Source organism: Paenibacillus sp. 276b (genome assembly GCF_900107875.1).
Taxonomy (GTDB): domain Bacteria; phylum Bacillota; class Bacilli; order Paenibacillales; family Paenibacillaceae; genus Paenibacillus; species Paenibacillus marchantiae.
Window position 1 is genome coordinate 234,142 of the sequence record NZ_FNRR01000008.1, and the last position, 17,960, is coordinate 252,101.

The window sequence follows — 17,960 nt, forward strand, 5'->3', positions numbered from 1 at the left end:
AAGCATACTTTTGATGGCTGCGATATTTCAGATAAACCTTCTGATGAAATTATTTGTTTTGATTAAATCCCCCACTATTTCAGCACTCTTAGAAGTGGCACCTGATGATATTAATCAAGTTCCGATATGTTCAGGTCAACAATTATCTTTTCCAATGACCTGTCATTCTCTTTGCAAAATTGGAATAAATCGTTTATCAACTCTACCCCATCTTCATCATAATAATGCAGTACAAAAGCTTGATTATCTTGAATTATGTCTCTGTTAAGAAGCTTCACACTTTCCAGAACTTCGATTTCTTCTTCTGCTTCTTCAATATTTAACTTAAGTTTTTTCCTTAAGGTAGGTTCGGAAACTATAAGCCAGCCGTGTTTCGACGATTCTGGGCGGAGTGATTGCGTAGCGTAGTAAAGATAGATTCTTGTATTCTTATCTAATCCGGCAAGAACGTCTGAGAATTTATCCATTTGCTGAATGAACTCCTGTTGATGATTAATATCAGTCATATCAAAGTGTTTAAAGAACGCGACTGCAGTATAAGGGCTAACCGTCGCAGGTATATGTTCGTAAAATGGCTGGCGGACGGCATCGATCACACTATTTATATTTTTGTTGATGTACTTTCTCAGGTCACCTAATGTCTCATCATCAAGTGCATCAATCTCAAGGATTAATCCGTACAAATCCTGTATTATGATCTGATATTCCTTGTCGTCTTTAACATCGGCGTAATAATTACTAAACTGTCCATTTTGGAACGGGTAAGGGTTGTCCTTTGGAAGAAGAAAGCCTTTTTCTCCAACTATTAGATGTAATAGTGTAGCGTACTTTTTATAATACTTCTTTCCCTCAAATTTAGACACAGTATGATTTAGTTTTTTTTTCGTTCCGTCCGTTGTGATTTGAACTGCATAATGATTCTTTTTGTCTTCAAGATCGATAGCTGGGTGATTTTTTCCCAAAGTAACTAATTTCAAATCATACATCCGATTTAATAAACCGGCAAAAAAAGTTTCACATTGCTCGTTGATTGAATGATTCCTCAACTTATTTGAACTAAACTTTATGTAATATTGGAGTAGTGACAAACCCTTCATTATGTCATTAAGGTCTTCCATCCGTCGTAAAGCCACAGTATTACCCACCTTCATTCTAAATTCAACTATTTATCCTCAGTATACTGCATGGTAAAGAAGATGAGCCAGTGGAAGAGCATATGAAGCATTTTAAGCGAGACAACATCTCAAAAAGTCTCTATATGAGACAATATCTTCTTGGGCAAAGAGCAGATTGGTTAAATAAATTAGAGGGCCACAAATAGCAGGCCCTCTTATTAATTATGATGCTGTACCTCCCATGTGTCCTTACAATATCCTGCCAAACCTAATTCATTTCTTTCTGAATCTCCGATAGATCCTGATAAATTTTATCTCGCACATATTGATTTGATAACATGCTACGGTATAGATCCCCATTAAATCTATCAATGACTTTAGTTGCAATTCTTTCTCCAAAAATACTGTTAAGTACATCGGATGCCTGCCCTTTTGTCCATGTGTCATCATACGCAATAGCATTTTTATCGAGCTGCGAACGTTGAGCTGGACTCATTGGATGATGTCTCCACAGAGCTTCCTTATAAATAATCTTGGTACTGATTGTCTGCAAAAAGCTTTCAGCAATACCTTGTGCGTATTCTAGAGATAAAGCTTCATCATGTAATGGATACAGCCGCTTATTTGTGTGTTCAAATAAAATCCACCAGTGCGTATCGTCTTTAATTAAGTAACAATATTGCTTATTGCCAATGCTAATGTAGTAAGCACTACCGGAGATAGAGTTCCATAAGTAGATTGTCTTTGTGGAGAAAAGATTAATCTCATGCATTTTCTTACCATGTTCAAAGGCAATTTGATACAGGCGCTCCTGAAATTCAAGTACGGATTCCCCATCCTCTAACATTTCGTCTTTTAGGATATCTTCATCGATTTCCTCATCATCCTCTATTCGCCCAGGCGGAAAAAGATCGCTAAGTGTCATTAAAGAATGTTTCTCTGAAACGCCAACAATGTCAAGAACAAGGCAATCGACTTTATCCGGATATAATCGGGTCCCCCGTCCAATGCACTGGGTATATAAGCTCTCACTTTTAGTGGGTCTCGCCATCATAATACAACTTACACTCGGTTCATCAAAGCCTTCCGTTAGGATCATACAATTCACCATGACTTGTAGAATGCCCTGAGTAAAATCAGCGAGCAATTGATCGCGAGTCTCTTCAGGCAATGAACCATCTATGCCGGCAGCCTTCACACCATGAGAAGATAAGCGATCGGCAATTTCATAGGTTTGTTTCACATTTACAGCAAAGATAATCGTTTTTCTTTCTTCACCATGTTCTAAATACGCCTGGACTATTGTATCGATAACACTTTCTTGGCCCATTTGCTCCCCCAGTTGTTTTTCGTTAAAATCACCAGCAAGTGTTTGAACGGAATCCAGATTGAGTTCATCTGCAACAATCTTTTTCCCCCTAATATCACAGAGATACTTGGATAGTATGAGATCCAAGATCGTTTTTTCATATACAATCTCCTCATATACTTGGCCTAAGGCTTGCCGATCAAGTCTGTTTGGGGTCGCGGTTATTCCGAGTAATGGTGGACCATCTTCTTCAAAGCAGCCCAAGGTCTCTAAGACCTTGTATGACCCCTTAGAGACACTATGATGTGCCTCATCATAAATAACCAGCGAAGGTCTAACCATCTGCCTGCCGCGGACTAACGTTTGAGTAGATGCGACAATGACATCGACTTCTTGCTCGTTGTCGGCGCCTTTAACCCTGCCAACACGTACATCCCTCCAAACCAGGCTCATTTTACTTGCTGTTTGCTTTAGTAGTTCGTCTCGATGAGCAATGAAAACAATAGGCCGATTTATATCAAAAGTTTCTTTGAATAGTTTTGATACGGCCGCAGCCACGATCGTCTTACCCGCTCCAGTTGGGAGAACAATAAGTTGTCTCTTTACGCCTGCAGCAAGTTTCTCGAAAACGATAGAGGATGCTTCATTCTGGTAGTCTCTTAAAGATATTGCCAATGCCTGTGGCTCCCTTCACCTAGTCTTTATGAGTTTAATTGAATGGATCAGCATCAAATTTTTCATCTTCGGAAATCCCATAAAGAACTCTAAGATCCTCAAACTCAGTAGAAAAATCGGGGTCTCCTTCACGTACTCTCTTGGTATATTTGTCATCTTCATAATAGAAGATTTTATCTACGGTTGCTGCATTCAGATAGTCTGAAATAACGAGTGCCTTTCTTGGGTCAAGACGTCTCACTTCATCCGATGTGACTGCATCTCGTTCAGCTGATGTTATCGTTTTTTTGTCTGGTATCATAGCAAGAAAAGCTGTAGAAATGGTTTCTATTTTTATAGTTGAGGTTCCACAGAACCAAGAGGCGTACTCGCAAGACACTTGGGATAGGCCCGAAAGGAATATCTTAGTCTTCAGGTTATTTAAGAGATTGGCAGCCTTGTCTTCTCCGTATTTTTGACTTAGTTGTTCAATACCTTGGATGCCTAAAGCTAACCCCATGCGTCTGGAACGTGCTGTAGCAGCAACCGTATCAATAATCGGAATGATACCCAAGTTGGCAAACTCATCTAAAAAGAAAAGGACGGGGAATCCATCTGTAATATCTTGCAGCCGCTGGAGTAGTTGCTGATAGAGTACAGCCATGAGCGGAGCAGCGTAAAGGGATTTCGTTTCAGGTACTGAAACAAACAGGACAACGGGTTTTTTATTGTCATTGTTTAATCCATATCGTAAATGTTTGGGCTGTATATCATTTCGTTGTGCAAAGTGGACTACTCGGTCATCCATAAACAATTGCATGTTTGTAGCGATCGTTACCTTAATACTAGCTAAGATTTTATCTGAACCGGCTGCTTGTTTGAACAGCGCATACTCTCGTCTTGCTAATTTGTAATCATTGAATAGTGCCTCCATCTCCTCCATGTCCATAAAGAGGATGATATCCATGGCATCACCAATTCTAGGGCATTCCGGATTTCTATATTTCACATAGAGGAATGCTGCCACTAATAGCGGTAGCGACATGTTAAGCCATGTAGAATCCCCGCCGCTCTTTCCTTGGATCTCAAATGCAAGTCCGCCATTCATTAGTATGAGTTGTGCAATCTCTTTAATTTCTGCGTAATCCTTGGCCACAGATAACGGGTTGTACCCTGGGAAGTGATTTTCAAAAGGAGATAACCGGATGGTATCGAATCCACGTCTCCGTAGTTCGGGACCTGTTTTCCAATACAATTCACCTTTGGGATCAGTGACCACCGCAGAAACCTCCTCATCTAACTCTAGAAGATTGGGTATAAAGAATGTACTAGATTTACCAGATCCAGTCGGTCCGATTAATGCAAGATGTTCATATGAGAGTTTTTTAGACATCCTTACATTCTTTCCGAGGATAAATCCTCCTTTTCCCATCACCGGTCTTAATGCTCTATGGTCCATTAAACTGGCGGTACCTCGATTGTTAACTGTAGCTGCAGCTGAAGACATGGTTTCTCCTCCTAATTTCAATAGAAAAGGCGTTTGAAGAAACTTCAGGTAAGATCCTGAGAGTCTCTCCAAACGCCTTATTGGGGTAGTTTGGTGTATTTTATGATTTACACTTAATTGGATTGTACCTTACATTGATTTGAAATGGTAGTCTGGATGCAAAAGAAGAAGACTCCCATTGGATCACTGAGAGTCTTCTTTGTGTGGCCGTTCTTTTATTCTTTTAAGTTTGATACGTTTAATAAGCTGGTGCAACTCAATACACACTATGAGCACGATCCCGAGTAGAATCATGGATACCCATGGAATCTGAAGGCCAAACAATATGCAGCATAAGATTACTGTAACGAAATAAGCTGAGACGTTCTTGAAATATAAGAACATCCTTTCTAGAGTTCCTTTTCTGTTTTGCATCTAGAGGACCCCCCTGCCAGATTGGTTCAAAATCTGAGGTAGAAGATATGTGCCGGTCTCTCTAGAGGCCTGAAAAGAATTTATTTTAAAGGATAACCGTATTTCGTATTTTTGTAGATCTAAAATTGTCTTAAAATGATCGATTAGATCAGCGTTAACTTCCGCGATGGGAATGTATGTAATCTCTGGATTCAAGTAAACCATATACTGTTCAAACATATATCCATCGCTTATTATACTGTAAAGTACAACATCAGCATGTTGAGTCTGATGAACATCATGAGAATGAAAGCTGCAAAGGATAACATATTTGTTGTCAAATTCGGAACCCAGGTATGTGCGTTTTGATATTTGAACGCGCTCAACGAAGTGCTCTTTCTCGAAGAATAAAGGTTGACCATTTTTTCGTACAAAGGTCGGACTGACCTTATGTGCAATCGCTACTTGAGAAATAGTACGTAATCTTCGATAAAACTGAGCATAGTGTGTACCGTTATCTGTTTCATTAGATAATTCATTGTAGCTAATGAACTCATTAAACGTGTAAAACTCAATTTGAGCTACGTTGGCCGGATCATTCTTGAATAGATATGACATATCCCCATAGATCGCTAGATCAGGTTTCAATGGTACATTCTGAAGTTCTTCAGTCATATTTCTTATCTGAATGCGAGCACTGGATAAGTCGCCATATGGAAAACAACAGAGAAGAGTCCATTCTCCTTCAATAAAATACTGCAGCACCGGTTTAACTAATCGATCTTGCAATCCTGTATATTGTTCAACGATCCATTCTTGCAAGCCGATCTCTTGAACAACGTCCTTCGATAAGTTTTTCGGAGCAACAATATAAGGTACTTTTTTAAGACTACGATCTATCGTAACTTTTAAAGTCGTAAAACGCCCATTAATCAACTTAAAATCAACTTGTAAGCTTTTTAAATTTCCGATTAGGACACTTTCTTGAGAAAAAACAATTTTATAATGATTTAGATTATCTAAGATTTCCATAACCAGTCTCCTTCTGATGATATGATAACATCAGAAGTGCTGATCTCCGTATTATATTTGATGAGAACTTAATCTCATCTCCAACTTAAATAGTTGGCAGTGAGCCCAAGAAACTTAAACATGCGCGGGTCGGTACTCATTAACCAGCTATAAATTAATTAGAGAATGCTGATGCTTTATCTAATGCATCTTTACTGATACTAAATGCACGGCTGATTTCAACCTCCGATAATCCACTAAATGTCTCCAAGGGATCTGAAGAAGAAAAATCCAATAAGTTATGGAGAGTTCTTAAGGCATGGTAAAGCTCAGGAGCTGCGGCCATTACAACAGCAATTTTTTCAGCCTCTTCTTTCGATTGATGCTGATCCATATGGACCGTAGCCACCAACGATTCAGGAACAGGTTGGTACTCGTTACGTGTCGTTTGGAAAACTTCGGGGGTTGTTAGTACCATCCGTTGGATCTCAGTTGGTTTATTGTTATTTACGCATAAAGTAATATTCAATGTTATCACCAGTCCTTCATTAGTTTAAGATTGTCAGCTATTGTTGTTCCTGTATTACTGATAAAGTAAATTATTTGCAGCCTTTTGGATCACTTCGATCTTTTCCCTGTCTGAAAGCGAGGCAAAGGCTTCAGCCACATCTCCTGGAACACAATCAAAAGCGCCCTCCAGTTCAACAATGTCAGATAAAAAATTTTGTCCAGTATTGGACAGCCATTTAATTACTATTAATTGATTTTTGTTCATTTGAAAATACACTTCTTTCTTTTCTTTGATATATCATGCTATTTACTAAATATTTTTTATAACGTCTCATTCATCTCCCCTTCGAAAGGATTGTCTAGAACAAATTCCATAGATGTAGCATATAGTAGATTTAAATAATGACAAATTCAGTTGAAGTTTAGTGAAAGAATTTGACCAAATCATTCCACGTAGCAAGGATTGTCAGGCCGATCATGAAAGTAAAACCAAGCAAATGAATCAATCCTTCTTTCTCTGGAGCTATTTGCTTTCTTCGGATTACTCCGATAATGATTACGAGTAATCTCCCGCCATCTAACGCCGGTATCGGCAACAAGTTAAAGATGGCTACATTTAAATTCATGATGGCTGCCCAGATGATGAGATTATGAAATGTTGAAGTATTAGCAATATCATAGGTTTGTTTCATGACACCGGCAGGTCCGGAAAGATTCTTTAAAGACTCTTCTCCAGTAAGGATATCTCTTAATCCTTTAATCAGAATAGTAGAATAATGTAATGTATCCTGGTACGTAGAGGTAAGAACACTGCTGATGTTCCTGCTTTTCATTGGAGACAACGTGATCGAATTCTTTACCTGAACATTCAGGTATTCCTCACCTCTGCGGATAACGATTTTTCGATTTGTATCTGAACTAGAATTTAGAATAAAATTCAGCTCATTCCAGTTCTCCACCTTTTTTTTATCAATAGAGATAATCTGATCACCTGGCTTGAGAGTACTTGTACTTGAATTAACTGTACCAATGAATAACTCTGAACGGGGTACCCCATGAATAAGATTGACACTAAAAAGTATGATGAGAGCCATGGCAATATTGGCAAAAGGTCCAGCTAAGAGAATAGCAGATTTTTGTAATGGTTTCTTACTAGCTAACATTGAGTCATATGGAGAAATGTAAATTTTTTTCTTGGATTTTAACAATACATAAGCATCCTCATGAAGCAGCAGACTACATATTTTATCATTTATACTATAAGTGAGTTTTCTATGGATATAATCGATTGATTTTATGGTTACATAGGTGCTATTAAGGACCTCATTTTCCTCAATAGATAATATCTTCTCACCTTCCACGATGATGTACATATCCCTCTCTACTAGGTAGTAGGTTTCATCGTCTCCCGCCATCCGGACATATCCACCAATCGGAAACAGTCTAAAATTATATGCCGTTTTATTTACTTTGATCGAGAATAGTTTTGGTCCCATTCCCACAGAAAACTCAGGGCAGTTCACGTTGTTATACTTAGCAGCGAATAAATGGCCGAACTCATGTGTAAAGACTAGAACCATGAAAATAATGATGACTGAACAAACTGCAAAAAGCATTCGTGTTCCTCCCAATAGTTGACTGAAACGATTCTTTGAATTTTGAAAGAGAATTTATAAGGTTAATATTATTTTTGTGGAGGAGGGTATTTGGAGATGATATCTCAATTAATTAACGAATACCATAATTAACTCCATAACTTAATATAATAGATTAATACAATAGATCAATACCATTAGGCGTAAAATAGAATGCGTTCAAGTCCTTGATACACATGGTTTTAAGGCGGACACCGCATTTTAATTCACAAAGTAAACTATCCTTTACTACGTCAAAATACTGCATATCCAAAAAGAGCTTATCAGAATAAATAGGCTCTAACTCAGCATCTGGATGGCTAGAATATCACTCAAGAAGGAATTCTTCTTTATAAAGATAACTAAAATTATTTTGCACATCATATTTCTCGTTATCCACAACCTCTTTAGGCATAAAAAGAGATTCACCAGGTACACATTTTGAAATTTGGGAAAACTAAGAGTTATTTTTAAATTAAATGATGGCGTTAATCGATTGTATTTAATTTACACGTAATCATTTGGATACTACCCAATATTCATACAACAGACTTTGTAAATCCTTCATATAACGAAGGGCTACCTGGTTATCTTTTTGATGATCGAACAGATAGTGATTCCCCTTTTGGTGATTGTTGATCCAAAGTGTTTCAAATGCAGAGATTTTTAATTTTAGAGAGTCTTTCAATATCTTGGCTTGCTGTAATTCTTGTATAGTAGAAGGTTCACTGCCCTCATCAACTGCAATACGAGTAACATCGTCAATGATATTGTTTAGTTTTTCATAATCTAAAGCAAGACCTAGAGCGACAAAACGCTCGGATGCTTCCGCTACATGGCGGAAGTAAGCTGAAATCTCATTAAGTTGTTTATCGTTGTCTATATTAGCGTATACCATGGAGTGGAAAGCAGAGGAATACAATAGATCATCAAGCGCACCCACAAATACTTTATAAGCCAATTCATATCCGAGTTGAGAATAATAGTATTCCATTACTTTAGCCAACTGGTTCTTAACGCTTTTTTCGATTACTTCAACCACAAACCCGGCAGCGTACAACTTTTGTGAAACCCAAAGCATAGCTCCTTCACTATCATACGAGCCTAATATTTCATACTCCGGCTTTAAACCATGAACAATAACTAACCAGTCTTTCGTATTCCGACACTCGAGCTGCAGATCCAGGTACTTCCCTGCTTTTTCAATAATTTGTTTCATCTCACCTACAGTCCGGATATTAAATGTTCCAAACTCACGCGATCCGGAAGTGATTAGGTTTTTAAGGTACGTTACATATTTTCTATCTTTTAGATATACATGTTGGCATAGCATGTCTAAAACGAATCGTTGAACGCGACGATCTTCTTCTTTAAATTCTGTTGTAGACAGAAATTTAAAGTGTTTAACATAAGAGTTGGATGTTTCAGCGTTGAAATCAATCACAGTTGTAGGATTAACAAATAACCTACCGTCTTTCTCGTAGATTTCACCGGTATATTTTGACTCGGCCAGGATACGCTTCAGGGCAGAAATAGATATGGAAAGTCGATCTTTAATCTCATTACGAGTGAGGGGAATTTCTCCATTGTATGCAGCAACAGAGCCTAACAACAATTTAAACTGTATCTTATTTGGGGTGTCGTACGTGGTATTTGCAGCTTTAAATAGTTCTATAGAATGTTTCAAATTTGTCGGGCTCCTTTTGTACCCCGAACCTTTTATTTGGCGTAATAAAATAAAGCTTTTGCTTGGATAATTGAAAAAAATATGATATAATAATCACAATTAAATTCGTTTCCTTACAAAAACCTGCCAGTGGAATTCTAAATGAGGTGGTCGCTCAAAACTCATCCTCTTTAGAATTAGGTCGGGTTTTTTTTATGTATTTTTTTATTTAATATAAAAAGCCGCACGCGCTAAATAGCATGTGCAGCGGTCGTCATTATCCAAAGAAAAGATGACTGATTGTCGCTAGATCCACATCTGACAAGTCCTATCCACAGAAAGGATTAGTTCTAAGAAGTAGAGTATGCATGCTAAGCAAAGTATTATTTAACGCAGCTAATATAGCCTCTGGAATGCTATACATGAAGTTGAAATAAGTCTATTGTAATTGTATAATTAAGACATAACTTCATACTATGTATGCATGCAGAATCCTCTTTGTTACAGCAAAGGGGATTTTTGCTATACAAATGCATATTAGTGAAATAAGTGAAACATTGAAAATGTACTCATTTCTCTTGAAATCAATTATAACAGTCTAGCATTTGTACTTCAAGATATACATGAATATATTTTCCTGTTTACATTCTTCTTCTTCCTCCTCGCCTGGCGGTCATTGGGTTGCGACTTAACCCACAGTTTTCCATTTGCTTAAACTATGCTTCCAATTTAGGTATAAGATCTTATCTCGGTTCGATAGTATTGCTACCTGATCCACTAAGGGGAGTCTCAGAAATCTGTCAAAAGTTCGTAAACACAATATCAGATACTACCCATTGTTCTGTACTTTCTCTAAAAAAACTTACTGAAATTTGAAGACCACGTTTAAAATCTTTCCCTAGTTCTGTTCCCTTTTCAGATCCACGAATTCGAATTGAAGCTGTAGCATCTTCTATGTTGACAGATGATTTAATAACCTTTAGGTTTTGCACTTCAATTTTTCTCTTTTTCAAGGTGGCAATCTGGATCTGATGATTCTTATCTTTATCTAACTGAGCAAGCATTCCCGGTGAAAGGTACTTCAGTTTAGGAGTAGAAAATGGCTTTTCTTTCGTGTAATCGACATTTCTGAGAAAAGTGGCCACTTCAATGCCGATCTCATCTAAAGTTTTGAGGGTTACCTGTGGCGCATGTGTTTCTTCTTGGATCTCTTCATCCTTTGAGGTGGTTACCTGTTCTTTTACAATTGGTTCCTGTTCAGATAGTGTCTGAATGCTCTGCCCTTCTGCAAACTTAGATAACGGTCCCTTTACAGTACATCCACTCAGTAGAATTATCACAAGTAGTAGACTAGTTGTCGCATATATATTCATTGGGCTTAACCTCACTTCAGTATTCTATATTGATCTAAATTTGGGATTGATATTAGGGTACAGGAGGTGTATGATGACCCTTTTTCTGGTTGTTTGAATTATAATAAACCTACGCGGTATTTATATACTGCGTAGGTTTATGGCTTGTAATGGTCTTCTCACATACAGTTCATCCCCCCTTCTCGCAAACAACCAACTAAAAGTTACACGAAAAAGGGAGAAGTTCCTGCTGATGCTACCCAGATATCTTCTGATAAGAGAACTGGTTTATAATTAAGACCCCATCAAATGATACTTTACCCTTATATATTACTTGACCTGATGCGTTATAAATCATCCCAACTGCAGATTTTTGATCTTCAGAGAAACGGCCCTTGAACACTAATTTATCAGGTAGTTTCAGTTTCCCCTCATTCAGTCTCTGTTGCCCAAAATCACCTTCATAAAAAGTAGAATCGGACCGAGTTAGTGCGCCTTTAATTAGTACTCCGGATTCGAAATTCCCTTTCAGTACGACTCTGTCTGCTTCAGAAATACTAATCATACCTTCACCATCCGGAAGGCCATTTTTCCATTGGCCACTATAGAGCAGATTTAATTTAAAAGAATACAAAGTGCCTTGGCCATGGGGTAAGTCATTCGTCAAATTCACTTCTCCAATGTACTTCGTTCCCCAGGATAATTTAATGCCACTATTACCGGGGATCTTCCAACCATCATTTAAAAAAATCCGCGTATAAATGTTTGTGTTGAAGTTGACGTTCTGTGGAAGACTCATATTGACGGTTTGTCCCATTGAAACCCACTCTACTGCCCCACCGATCGTTTCAACGAAGGAAACAGGTACAAAGGTCTCCTTATTGATTAGAAGAGCTGGCGCCCCCATATCCTTCCGTTCTCCGTCAACGAGCACATAATTGGAGCCATCGTTCTTTTCAATACCTGAACCGGTATGAATTATAATTTGTTTTCCTTCTACCTTAATTAGTGCATCCATTGTCAAGTCATTGTACTCTAGTGATGCCCCAAGAGGCTCTAATATTTTTCTCACTGGCACCATGGTGGTTTCTCCTACTTTAAATGGTTTTGAATCTTTAAAATCATACGTTTTACCACCAATCAACACCTTTATAGGTGGATCATTCTTAATTAATTGCTCCTTTATATCTTGAGCGGAACATGCAGTGGTCGTTATTAAAGCAGATACCAAGGTAATCATTAATCCTATTTTTCTCATATTCATTATTATCCTCCTGATGATTGATTCTCCTAAACAATCGCTACTCTCATTTTACTTGATCCCCCCTATAGTGTAAATCATGAATTACAACTTTGATTTCGTTCGTTTACAAAAAAAGAAAGAAGTACTCTTATAATTAGAGTACTTCTCTCAATAGAAAATTATTGAACTTGCAATTCAAACGTTGAAGGCGTACCGAAAGTAGAACCTCTCTTACCTTTAATGATTAAAGTATAAGTTCCAGGACCGGCAGTACTAACATTTCGTTTAAATGTATATACAATTCGATCCTCAACCAGCTTACCTGTTCCATAATTTATACGCTTATCATCTGGATCTCGAATTTCGAATGTGAATTTTTGTGCTGCCCCGTCCACATTGTTCGCTACAGATGCATTAAATACAATATATTCGCCTTCTGTTTTCACAGAATAAATAGCATCTTCGGCAGTTGGTGGCTCAACCATAGAAGCAGTTACAGTTACACTTTTCGTCTCAGAATAAGAAGAAACTTTGCTGGATGTGTTGTAGGCTTCAATTTTCACTGTGTAGACACCGGCAGTGTTAAAGATATAAGCTTTTTCTTCACCATCAATAATTCCAGCTCTTGTTTGTTGAATTCCCTTTTCATTTTGAACTACAAAGTATAGTGGATTAGTTCCCTGTCCTGTACCTGTTACATGTAAGATTCCATCTTCATCAACAAATGCCTCTACCAGACTAGGTGCTGCTGGTAATTCTACAGTAAATTTAGGTGCAATAATTTGTTTAGCCTCCCCTAAAATTGAACCGGCCTTAGGGGTGAGTCTGTAAGTGTACTCAGTGTTCAGTTCCAATCCTACGTCTTTATAAGATTTCTGAGTGGTCAATGTAAACGTCTTGATTACAACCCCATTGAGCATACGTTCAAGTTTGTATCCAGTTGCTCCATCTACTTTAGTCCATGTCAGGGTGTTCGTATTCTTAGTCTGTGCGGTCACTTCAAATTTGGTTAATACCAGGTTTTCTTTGATCAAGCCATTTTTTAACACGGTAATTCTTTTATTCAGTTTTGTTTTACTTGAACTTGTTTTCAGTTGACTAACTGCTAAAGCTGCTTGTTCATAGTCGTTTTCAAGCAGACTACTTTCAGCAAATTCGACTAGTGTTTCGGCATTAAGAACCTCTGTTTCTTCTGATCGAGCACTATCAATTTTTAACTTGAGTGTTTCAAGTTTAGTAACTAAATCAGATTTCGATGATTCTGGAAGTGGATTTACTAATGCAATTGCAGCGTTATAAGATTCCAACGTTTTTGCGCTTGTAGCTCGTGTAACAGCCAAGCTCGCATTTTGCACAGCCTTCGTCAAATTCACTTCTGCTTGCACCTTAGTAAACCGCTCGGTAAGTTCATTTTTCAGATTACTTGCCGGCAAAGCGTCAATTGCTGATTTCGCTTTGGTCAGATCTGCTTGTTTCTTACTTAATTCTGCATCAGACAATTTTGTCTTAGCTGCATCAAACTGACTTACACTCTTACCAACATCAGTAATTGTTGATTGGAGCTCATTCAAAATATCAAGCAGGTAAGTTTTCCAAGCACCTTCTCTAAGCTTTTCTACCAATTCTTTCGCTTTATCTACATCCACTTGCGTTTGAGTTGTCTCTGCATGGAAGACTGCTTCCTTTGCTGGCTGCAGATTACGATTGAGGTCAATAATGGATTGAACACTGTCCAATCGCAAGTTCAATTTTTGCTGATCTTCATTTTTCAACTGAGCCACCTGAGTTCGAGCAGCATCTACATCCGCCTGATCTCTGGAAAGTTCTGCGATTCTAACAGAGTTCGATGCTTCAGCAAGTAAATTCAGGTATGCATCTCGCTCATCAATTTTAACTTGCAGTGCATCTAACCGGAGATGTAGATCAGTTTGGTCATCCGGATTCAGTATATTAACAAGTTCACGCGCATCGTCCAAATCATCCTGATTCACAGACGTTTCCGCTTTCTTCACTGCCAGTATAGCTGCATCTAGTCTATCTTGATAGTTTTGATTTGAATCAATTAGATCCTGGACAACATCCAGACGTGATCCAAGCAAAGCCTTATCATAAGTGTTGAGATCTTTAATTAAAGCTCTTGCAACAGTCACATCCGATTGAGATAACGATTTTTCGGCTTTTTCAACAGCGGCCGTAGCATCCTTTAACTTTTGATCGTATGCATCGTTCAAAATATCTTGCAGTGCATCAAGGCGATCGTTGAGACTTTCTTGATCTTTATCTTTGAGTTTGCTAACCAAGTCTCTCGCTGTATCAAGGTCTGTTTGGGATTTGGTTGACTCTGCTTTAACTACAGCAGTGGTCGCTGCTTCAACTTGTTTTGTATAATTTGAATCTGAATCAATTAATACTTGCACCAGGTCTAGACGTCCGTTAAGCAATAATTTATCACTTTCACGAAGAGCTTTAACCAAATTTCTTGCAGCGTTAACATCTGTTTGTGTCTTGGATGTTTCTGCTTTAACTACAGCTTCTGTCGCTTTATTCAATTGTTCGATATACAATGCCTCAGAATCAATCCAATTTTGCACTGCATTCAAACGATTCATTAGAGCTGTTTGATCCGAAGCACGTAGTGCTTGTACCAGAGTTTTAGCACTATCTACGTATTGCTGTGTCTTGGATGTCTCTGCTTTAACAACAGCTGCGATAGCTTCTTCCACTTGTTTGGTGTAACCGCCCTCGGATGCATCAATATCAGATTGGACAATATCGAGACGGGCAGTAAGTGCAGTTTGATCTGTATCACGCAAACCTGCTACTAGCGATCTTGCTGCATTCACATCGATTTGTAATTTAGTCCCTTCTGCTTTCTCAACAGCAATAACCGCTTGATTCAATTGTCTAATATAACTTGTTTCTTCATCAATATAGTTTTGTATAATGTCCAATCGGACCGAAAGTGAAGATTTATCTACAATACGCAAGGATTGTACTAAAGTTCTTGCTGCATTCACATCAACTTGTAATTTAGATCCTTCTGCTTTAACAACTGCATCAGTAGCCTCTTTTAATTGTTTTACATAAACTACTTCTGCATCAATCAATGTTTGGACAGCATCCAAACGTGTAGTCAGATTGATTTTATCATTTCCTTTTAGTGGATTAACCAACAATCGAGCTGCATCCAAATCAGCCTGAACCAGAGATTTCTCAGCTTTAATGACAGCCTCTGTCGCCAGTTGTACTTTTTGTTGGTAAGCAGGATCTTTCTGATTAATAAGGTCTTGAAGAGCATCTAAGCGTCTCTCGAAGTCGATGCGATAGTGCTCATCCAGGGGGATAAGACCCTTAACTACTGCTCTTGCTTCATCTAAATTTGCTTGATCTTTCATGACTTCGGCAACATACACTTTGTTATAACCAATTGAATTGTTTTTTTCCTTTTGTAGATAATCGATAGCATATGTTGATACTGGTGATGTGACACCAAATTTATTCTTTGCACGTGCCTCGATAATTCGATCACTCGTGTAATATAGACCGCCCGTTGTCGTGTATGTGGTCCACGTTGAATCTGTACTATTTTTGTATTCTTTGATCGTTGCATCACTAGAATAATTAATTATGATAACGACACTTCCATCACGATCACTATCATTATTCACTGTAAATGTTGGGCTGCCTGGAATCGATGTATCAATAGAGTTGATGGCCAGTTCGGCTACATCAGAAGAGAGATTTGACTCATTTGTTACTCTTGCTTCGATTAATCCATTATCCTTAAAAGCAATCGTCGATCCCGATATTACAGTATTCCATGCTCCGCCTTTAAAACGGTATTCAAGTTTTAGCGTATCAGCGGATTTTGGACTGCTAAATTTTACATTCATTTCGTTGTTTGTAAATTGTGATTCAAGTAAAGGTTTAGAAGGCTTTACGTTAAGTCCTTTTACTTGATAAGTACTTGTTTTACTTTGACCTAAAGTATCCGTAACTTTTGCTTCTAGTAGGCCATTCTCTTTGATATTGATGCTGGAACCTGAATTGATAATGATCCATTCTCCATCATTTAATCGATATTCAAGAATAAGTGGAAGGACATAGGATGGATTCTTTATAGTAATTTTCATTTCATTCTGTTGAATCCCTGAAGATATAATTTCCGGGCCCATAAGAGGTGTGTTTGTGATATTCAATAGTGCTGCTTGTTGGTTAATTCCTGTCTTTGAAAAACCAAGCTGACCCTTAGAACTATCTCCCCATCCCCAAGTATCTCCATTAGAGTCAATGGCAAGAGCATGAGACGCACCCATAAAGATGTTTGAAACATTTGTTAAATTGTTAACTTTAACTGGTCTTGGATTTGTAGACGTAACACTAGGCAATCCAAGTTCTCCAGATGAATTCGTTCCAGCTCCCCATACAGTTCCATCTGCCCGAACAATAAGTGATGCTCGGAAACCCAAAGCAATATCAACAATGTCGTTTATCTGAGCATCATAACCATCATCCAAAGTACCATATTTATGAGCCGAGTATGTATTCTCAATTACGGTACCACCTATTTTTGCATTTCCATAACCTGTAGAACCGTGAGAAGTTCTTCCCCAACCCCATGCCGTTCCATCGTTTTTAAGTGCAAGGGTAGTAAACTCTGTACTAACTACTTTTTTTACATTAGACAACACTTTAACTGGTGTTTTTCGTGTAATGGTTGTATCACCATCCCCGATTTGACCAAAACTGTTGTTTCCCCAAGCCCATAGACTACCATCGCTTGTTATCGCATATGCAGTCTTATATCCGGCTTCAATCTGAGTGACATTAGTCAAACCTTCTACTTTTCGGGGAACATACGAATCCGCGTCTGTACCAATTGTTCCCCAAATCCAAACCGTCCCATCATTCTTCAGGGCAAGTGAATATTGTGCTCCCGCAGCTACCTTCTTTACATCCGAGATTCCTTCGACGACTGTAGGTACTTTTACATCGTCTGTTCGAGATGGAATCCCTAAACGATAACTTCCTAACGCCTGCCCCCAAGCCAAAACGTGACCGTCACTTTTCGCTACTAATGTAACGTTCTGACCAGTTGAGATATCAATCACATCATCTAAACCAGACTTAACAAAGTGCTTCACATCTGTTCGCTCATCTGCAGCCAACTGATAGAACGAGTTATCCCCGGTCCCATACCAATTAGCATCATTAGCTTTTACAAATGTAGTGTAATATCCGGTAACTACATCAACTGTTTTTGCTGAATCTGCACTTGTCTTTTCCGGATACAAGAAAGGACTGATCAGCATTGACACACCTAATACTGATGCCATAACACTCTTAAAGGCTCTTACTTTCCTCATGCTTTTTCACTCTCCATCATTAATATAATCATCGATATTAATGATACTCCTTTGTAATTCTTTTGTAGGTACCCTTTCGGGTACATTTTCTTACCCAAAGAGGTACAATATTGCTTGCTATGAAAAGAGTGCTTGAATAAAACTACTTATTTTGGTAGAAGACGTAGTTATAACCTTTTAATAAGGGGTTAGCGAGAGTG

At 38.2% G+C, this 17,960-nt stretch carries 11 protein-coding genes; all 11 read right to left on the reverse strand.

Going from position 1 to position 17,960, the window contains the following annotated elements; all coding sequences use genetic code 11:
* Positions 1 to 110: 110 nt before the first annotated feature.
* The gene (locus BLV50_RS28145) at positions 111 to 1,133 is read right to left on the reverse strand and encodes an SMEK domain-containing protein (RefSeq protein ID WP_090811232.1); all 1,023 of its coding nucleotides are present in this window, start codon (positions 1,131 to 1,133) and stop codon (positions 111 to 113) included.
* 250 nt (positions 1,134 to 1,383) lie between these two features.
* Positions 1,384 to 3,099 carry a DEAD/DEAH box helicase gene (locus BLV50_RS28150; RefSeq protein ID WP_090811234.1) on the reverse strand — a complete coding sequence of 572 codons (1,716 nt, stop codon included), beginning with the start codon at positions 3,097 to 3,099 and terminating at the stop codon, positions 1,384 to 1,386.
* Positions 3,100 to 3,133: 34 nt separating this feature from the next.
* The gene (locus BLV50_RS28155; RefSeq protein ID WP_090811236.1) at positions 3,134 to 4,585 is read right to left on the reverse strand and encodes a type IV secretory system conjugative DNA transfer family protein; all 1,452 of its coding nucleotides are present in this window, start codon (positions 4,583 to 4,585) and stop codon (positions 3,134 to 3,136) included.
* Between the two features lie 414 nt (positions 4,586 to 4,999).
* Entirely contained in the window at positions 5,000 to 6,010 is a 1,011-nt protein-coding gene (locus BLV50_RS28165) for a hypothetical protein (protein WP_090811240.1), read from the reverse strand.
* 154 nt (positions 6,011 to 6,164) lie between these two features.
* Positions 6,165 to 6,383, reverse strand: a complete 219-nt coding sequence (locus BLV50_RS28170; protein ID WP_090811241.1) for a hypothetical protein — start codon at positions 6,381 to 6,383, stop codon at positions 6,165 to 6,167.
* Between the two features lie 189 nt (positions 6,384 to 6,572).
* Positions 6,573 to 6,764 carry a hypothetical protein gene (locus BLV50_RS28175; RefSeq protein ID WP_090811242.1) on the reverse strand — a complete coding sequence of 64 codons (192 nt, stop codon included), beginning with the start codon at positions 6,762 to 6,764 and terminating at the stop codon, positions 6,573 to 6,575.
* A 157-nt stretch (positions 6,765 to 6,921) separates the two neighbouring features.
* Positions 6,922 to 8,115, reverse strand: a complete 1,194-nt coding sequence (locus BLV50_RS28180; RefSeq protein ID WP_090811244.1) for a M50 family metallopeptidase — start codon at positions 8,113 to 8,115, stop codon at positions 6,922 to 6,924.
* 535 nt (positions 8,116 to 8,650) lie between these two features.
* The gene (locus BLV50_RS28185) at positions 8,651 to 9,820 is read right to left on the reverse strand and encodes a hypothetical protein (RefSeq protein WP_090811246.1); all 1,170 of its coding nucleotides are present in this window, start codon (positions 9,818 to 9,820) and stop codon (positions 8,651 to 8,653) included.
* A 779-nt stretch (positions 9,821 to 10,599) separates the two neighbouring features.
* A complete protein-coding gene (locus tag BLV50_RS28190) occupies positions 10,600 to 11,172 on the reverse strand; it encodes a hypothetical protein (protein WP_090811248.1) in 573 nt (190 codons plus the stop codon).
* A gap of 235 nt (positions 11,173 to 11,407) precedes the next feature.
* Complete coding sequence (locus tag BLV50_RS28195; protein WP_090811250.1) at positions 11,408 to 12,415, reverse strand: stalk domain-containing protein; 1,008 nt, start codon at positions 12,413 to 12,415, stop codon at positions 11,408 to 11,410.
* Between the two features lie 158 nt (positions 12,416 to 12,573).
* A complete protein-coding gene (locus BLV50_RS28200; protein WP_218135444.1) occupies positions 12,574 to 17,730 on the reverse strand; it encodes a hypothetical protein in 5,157 nt (1,718 codons plus the stop codon).
* Positions 17,731 to 17,960: the final 230 nt, after the last annotated feature.

Bases quoted from the DNA above. Each gene is read 5' to 3' on its own strand.
- BLV50_RS28155 (WP_090811236.1), bottom strand. From the start codon at position 4,585: ATGTCTTCAGCTGCAGCTACAGTTAACAATCGAGGTACCGCCAGTTTA.
- BLV50_RS28165 (WP_090811240.1), bottom strand. From the start codon at position 6,010: ATGGAAATCTTAGATAATCTAAATCATTATAAAATTGTTTTTTCTCAA.
- BLV50_RS28170 (WP_090811241.1), bottom strand. From the start codon at position 6,383: ATGGATCAGCATCAATCGAAAGAAGAGGCTGAAAAAATTGCTGTTGTA.
- BLV50_RS28175 (WP_090811242.1), bottom strand. From the start codon at position 6,764: ATGAACAAAAATCAATTAATAGTAATTAAATGGCTGTCCAATACTGGA.
- BLV50_RS28180 (WP_090811244.1), bottom strand. From the start codon at position 8,115: ATGCTTTTTGCAGTTTGTTCAGTCATCATTATTTTCATGGTTCTAGTC.
- BLV50_RS28190 (WP_090811248.1), bottom strand. From the start codon at position 11,172: ATGAATATATATGCGACAACTAGTCTACTACTTGTGATAATTCTACTG.
- BLV50_RS28195 (WP_090811250.1), bottom strand. From the start codon at position 12,415: ATGAATATGAGAAAAATAGGATTAATGATTACCTTGGTATCTGCTTTA.
- BLV50_RS28200 (WP_218135444.1), bottom strand. From the start codon at position 17,730: ATGGCATCAGTATTAGGTGTGTCAATGCTGATCAGTCCTTTCTTGTAT.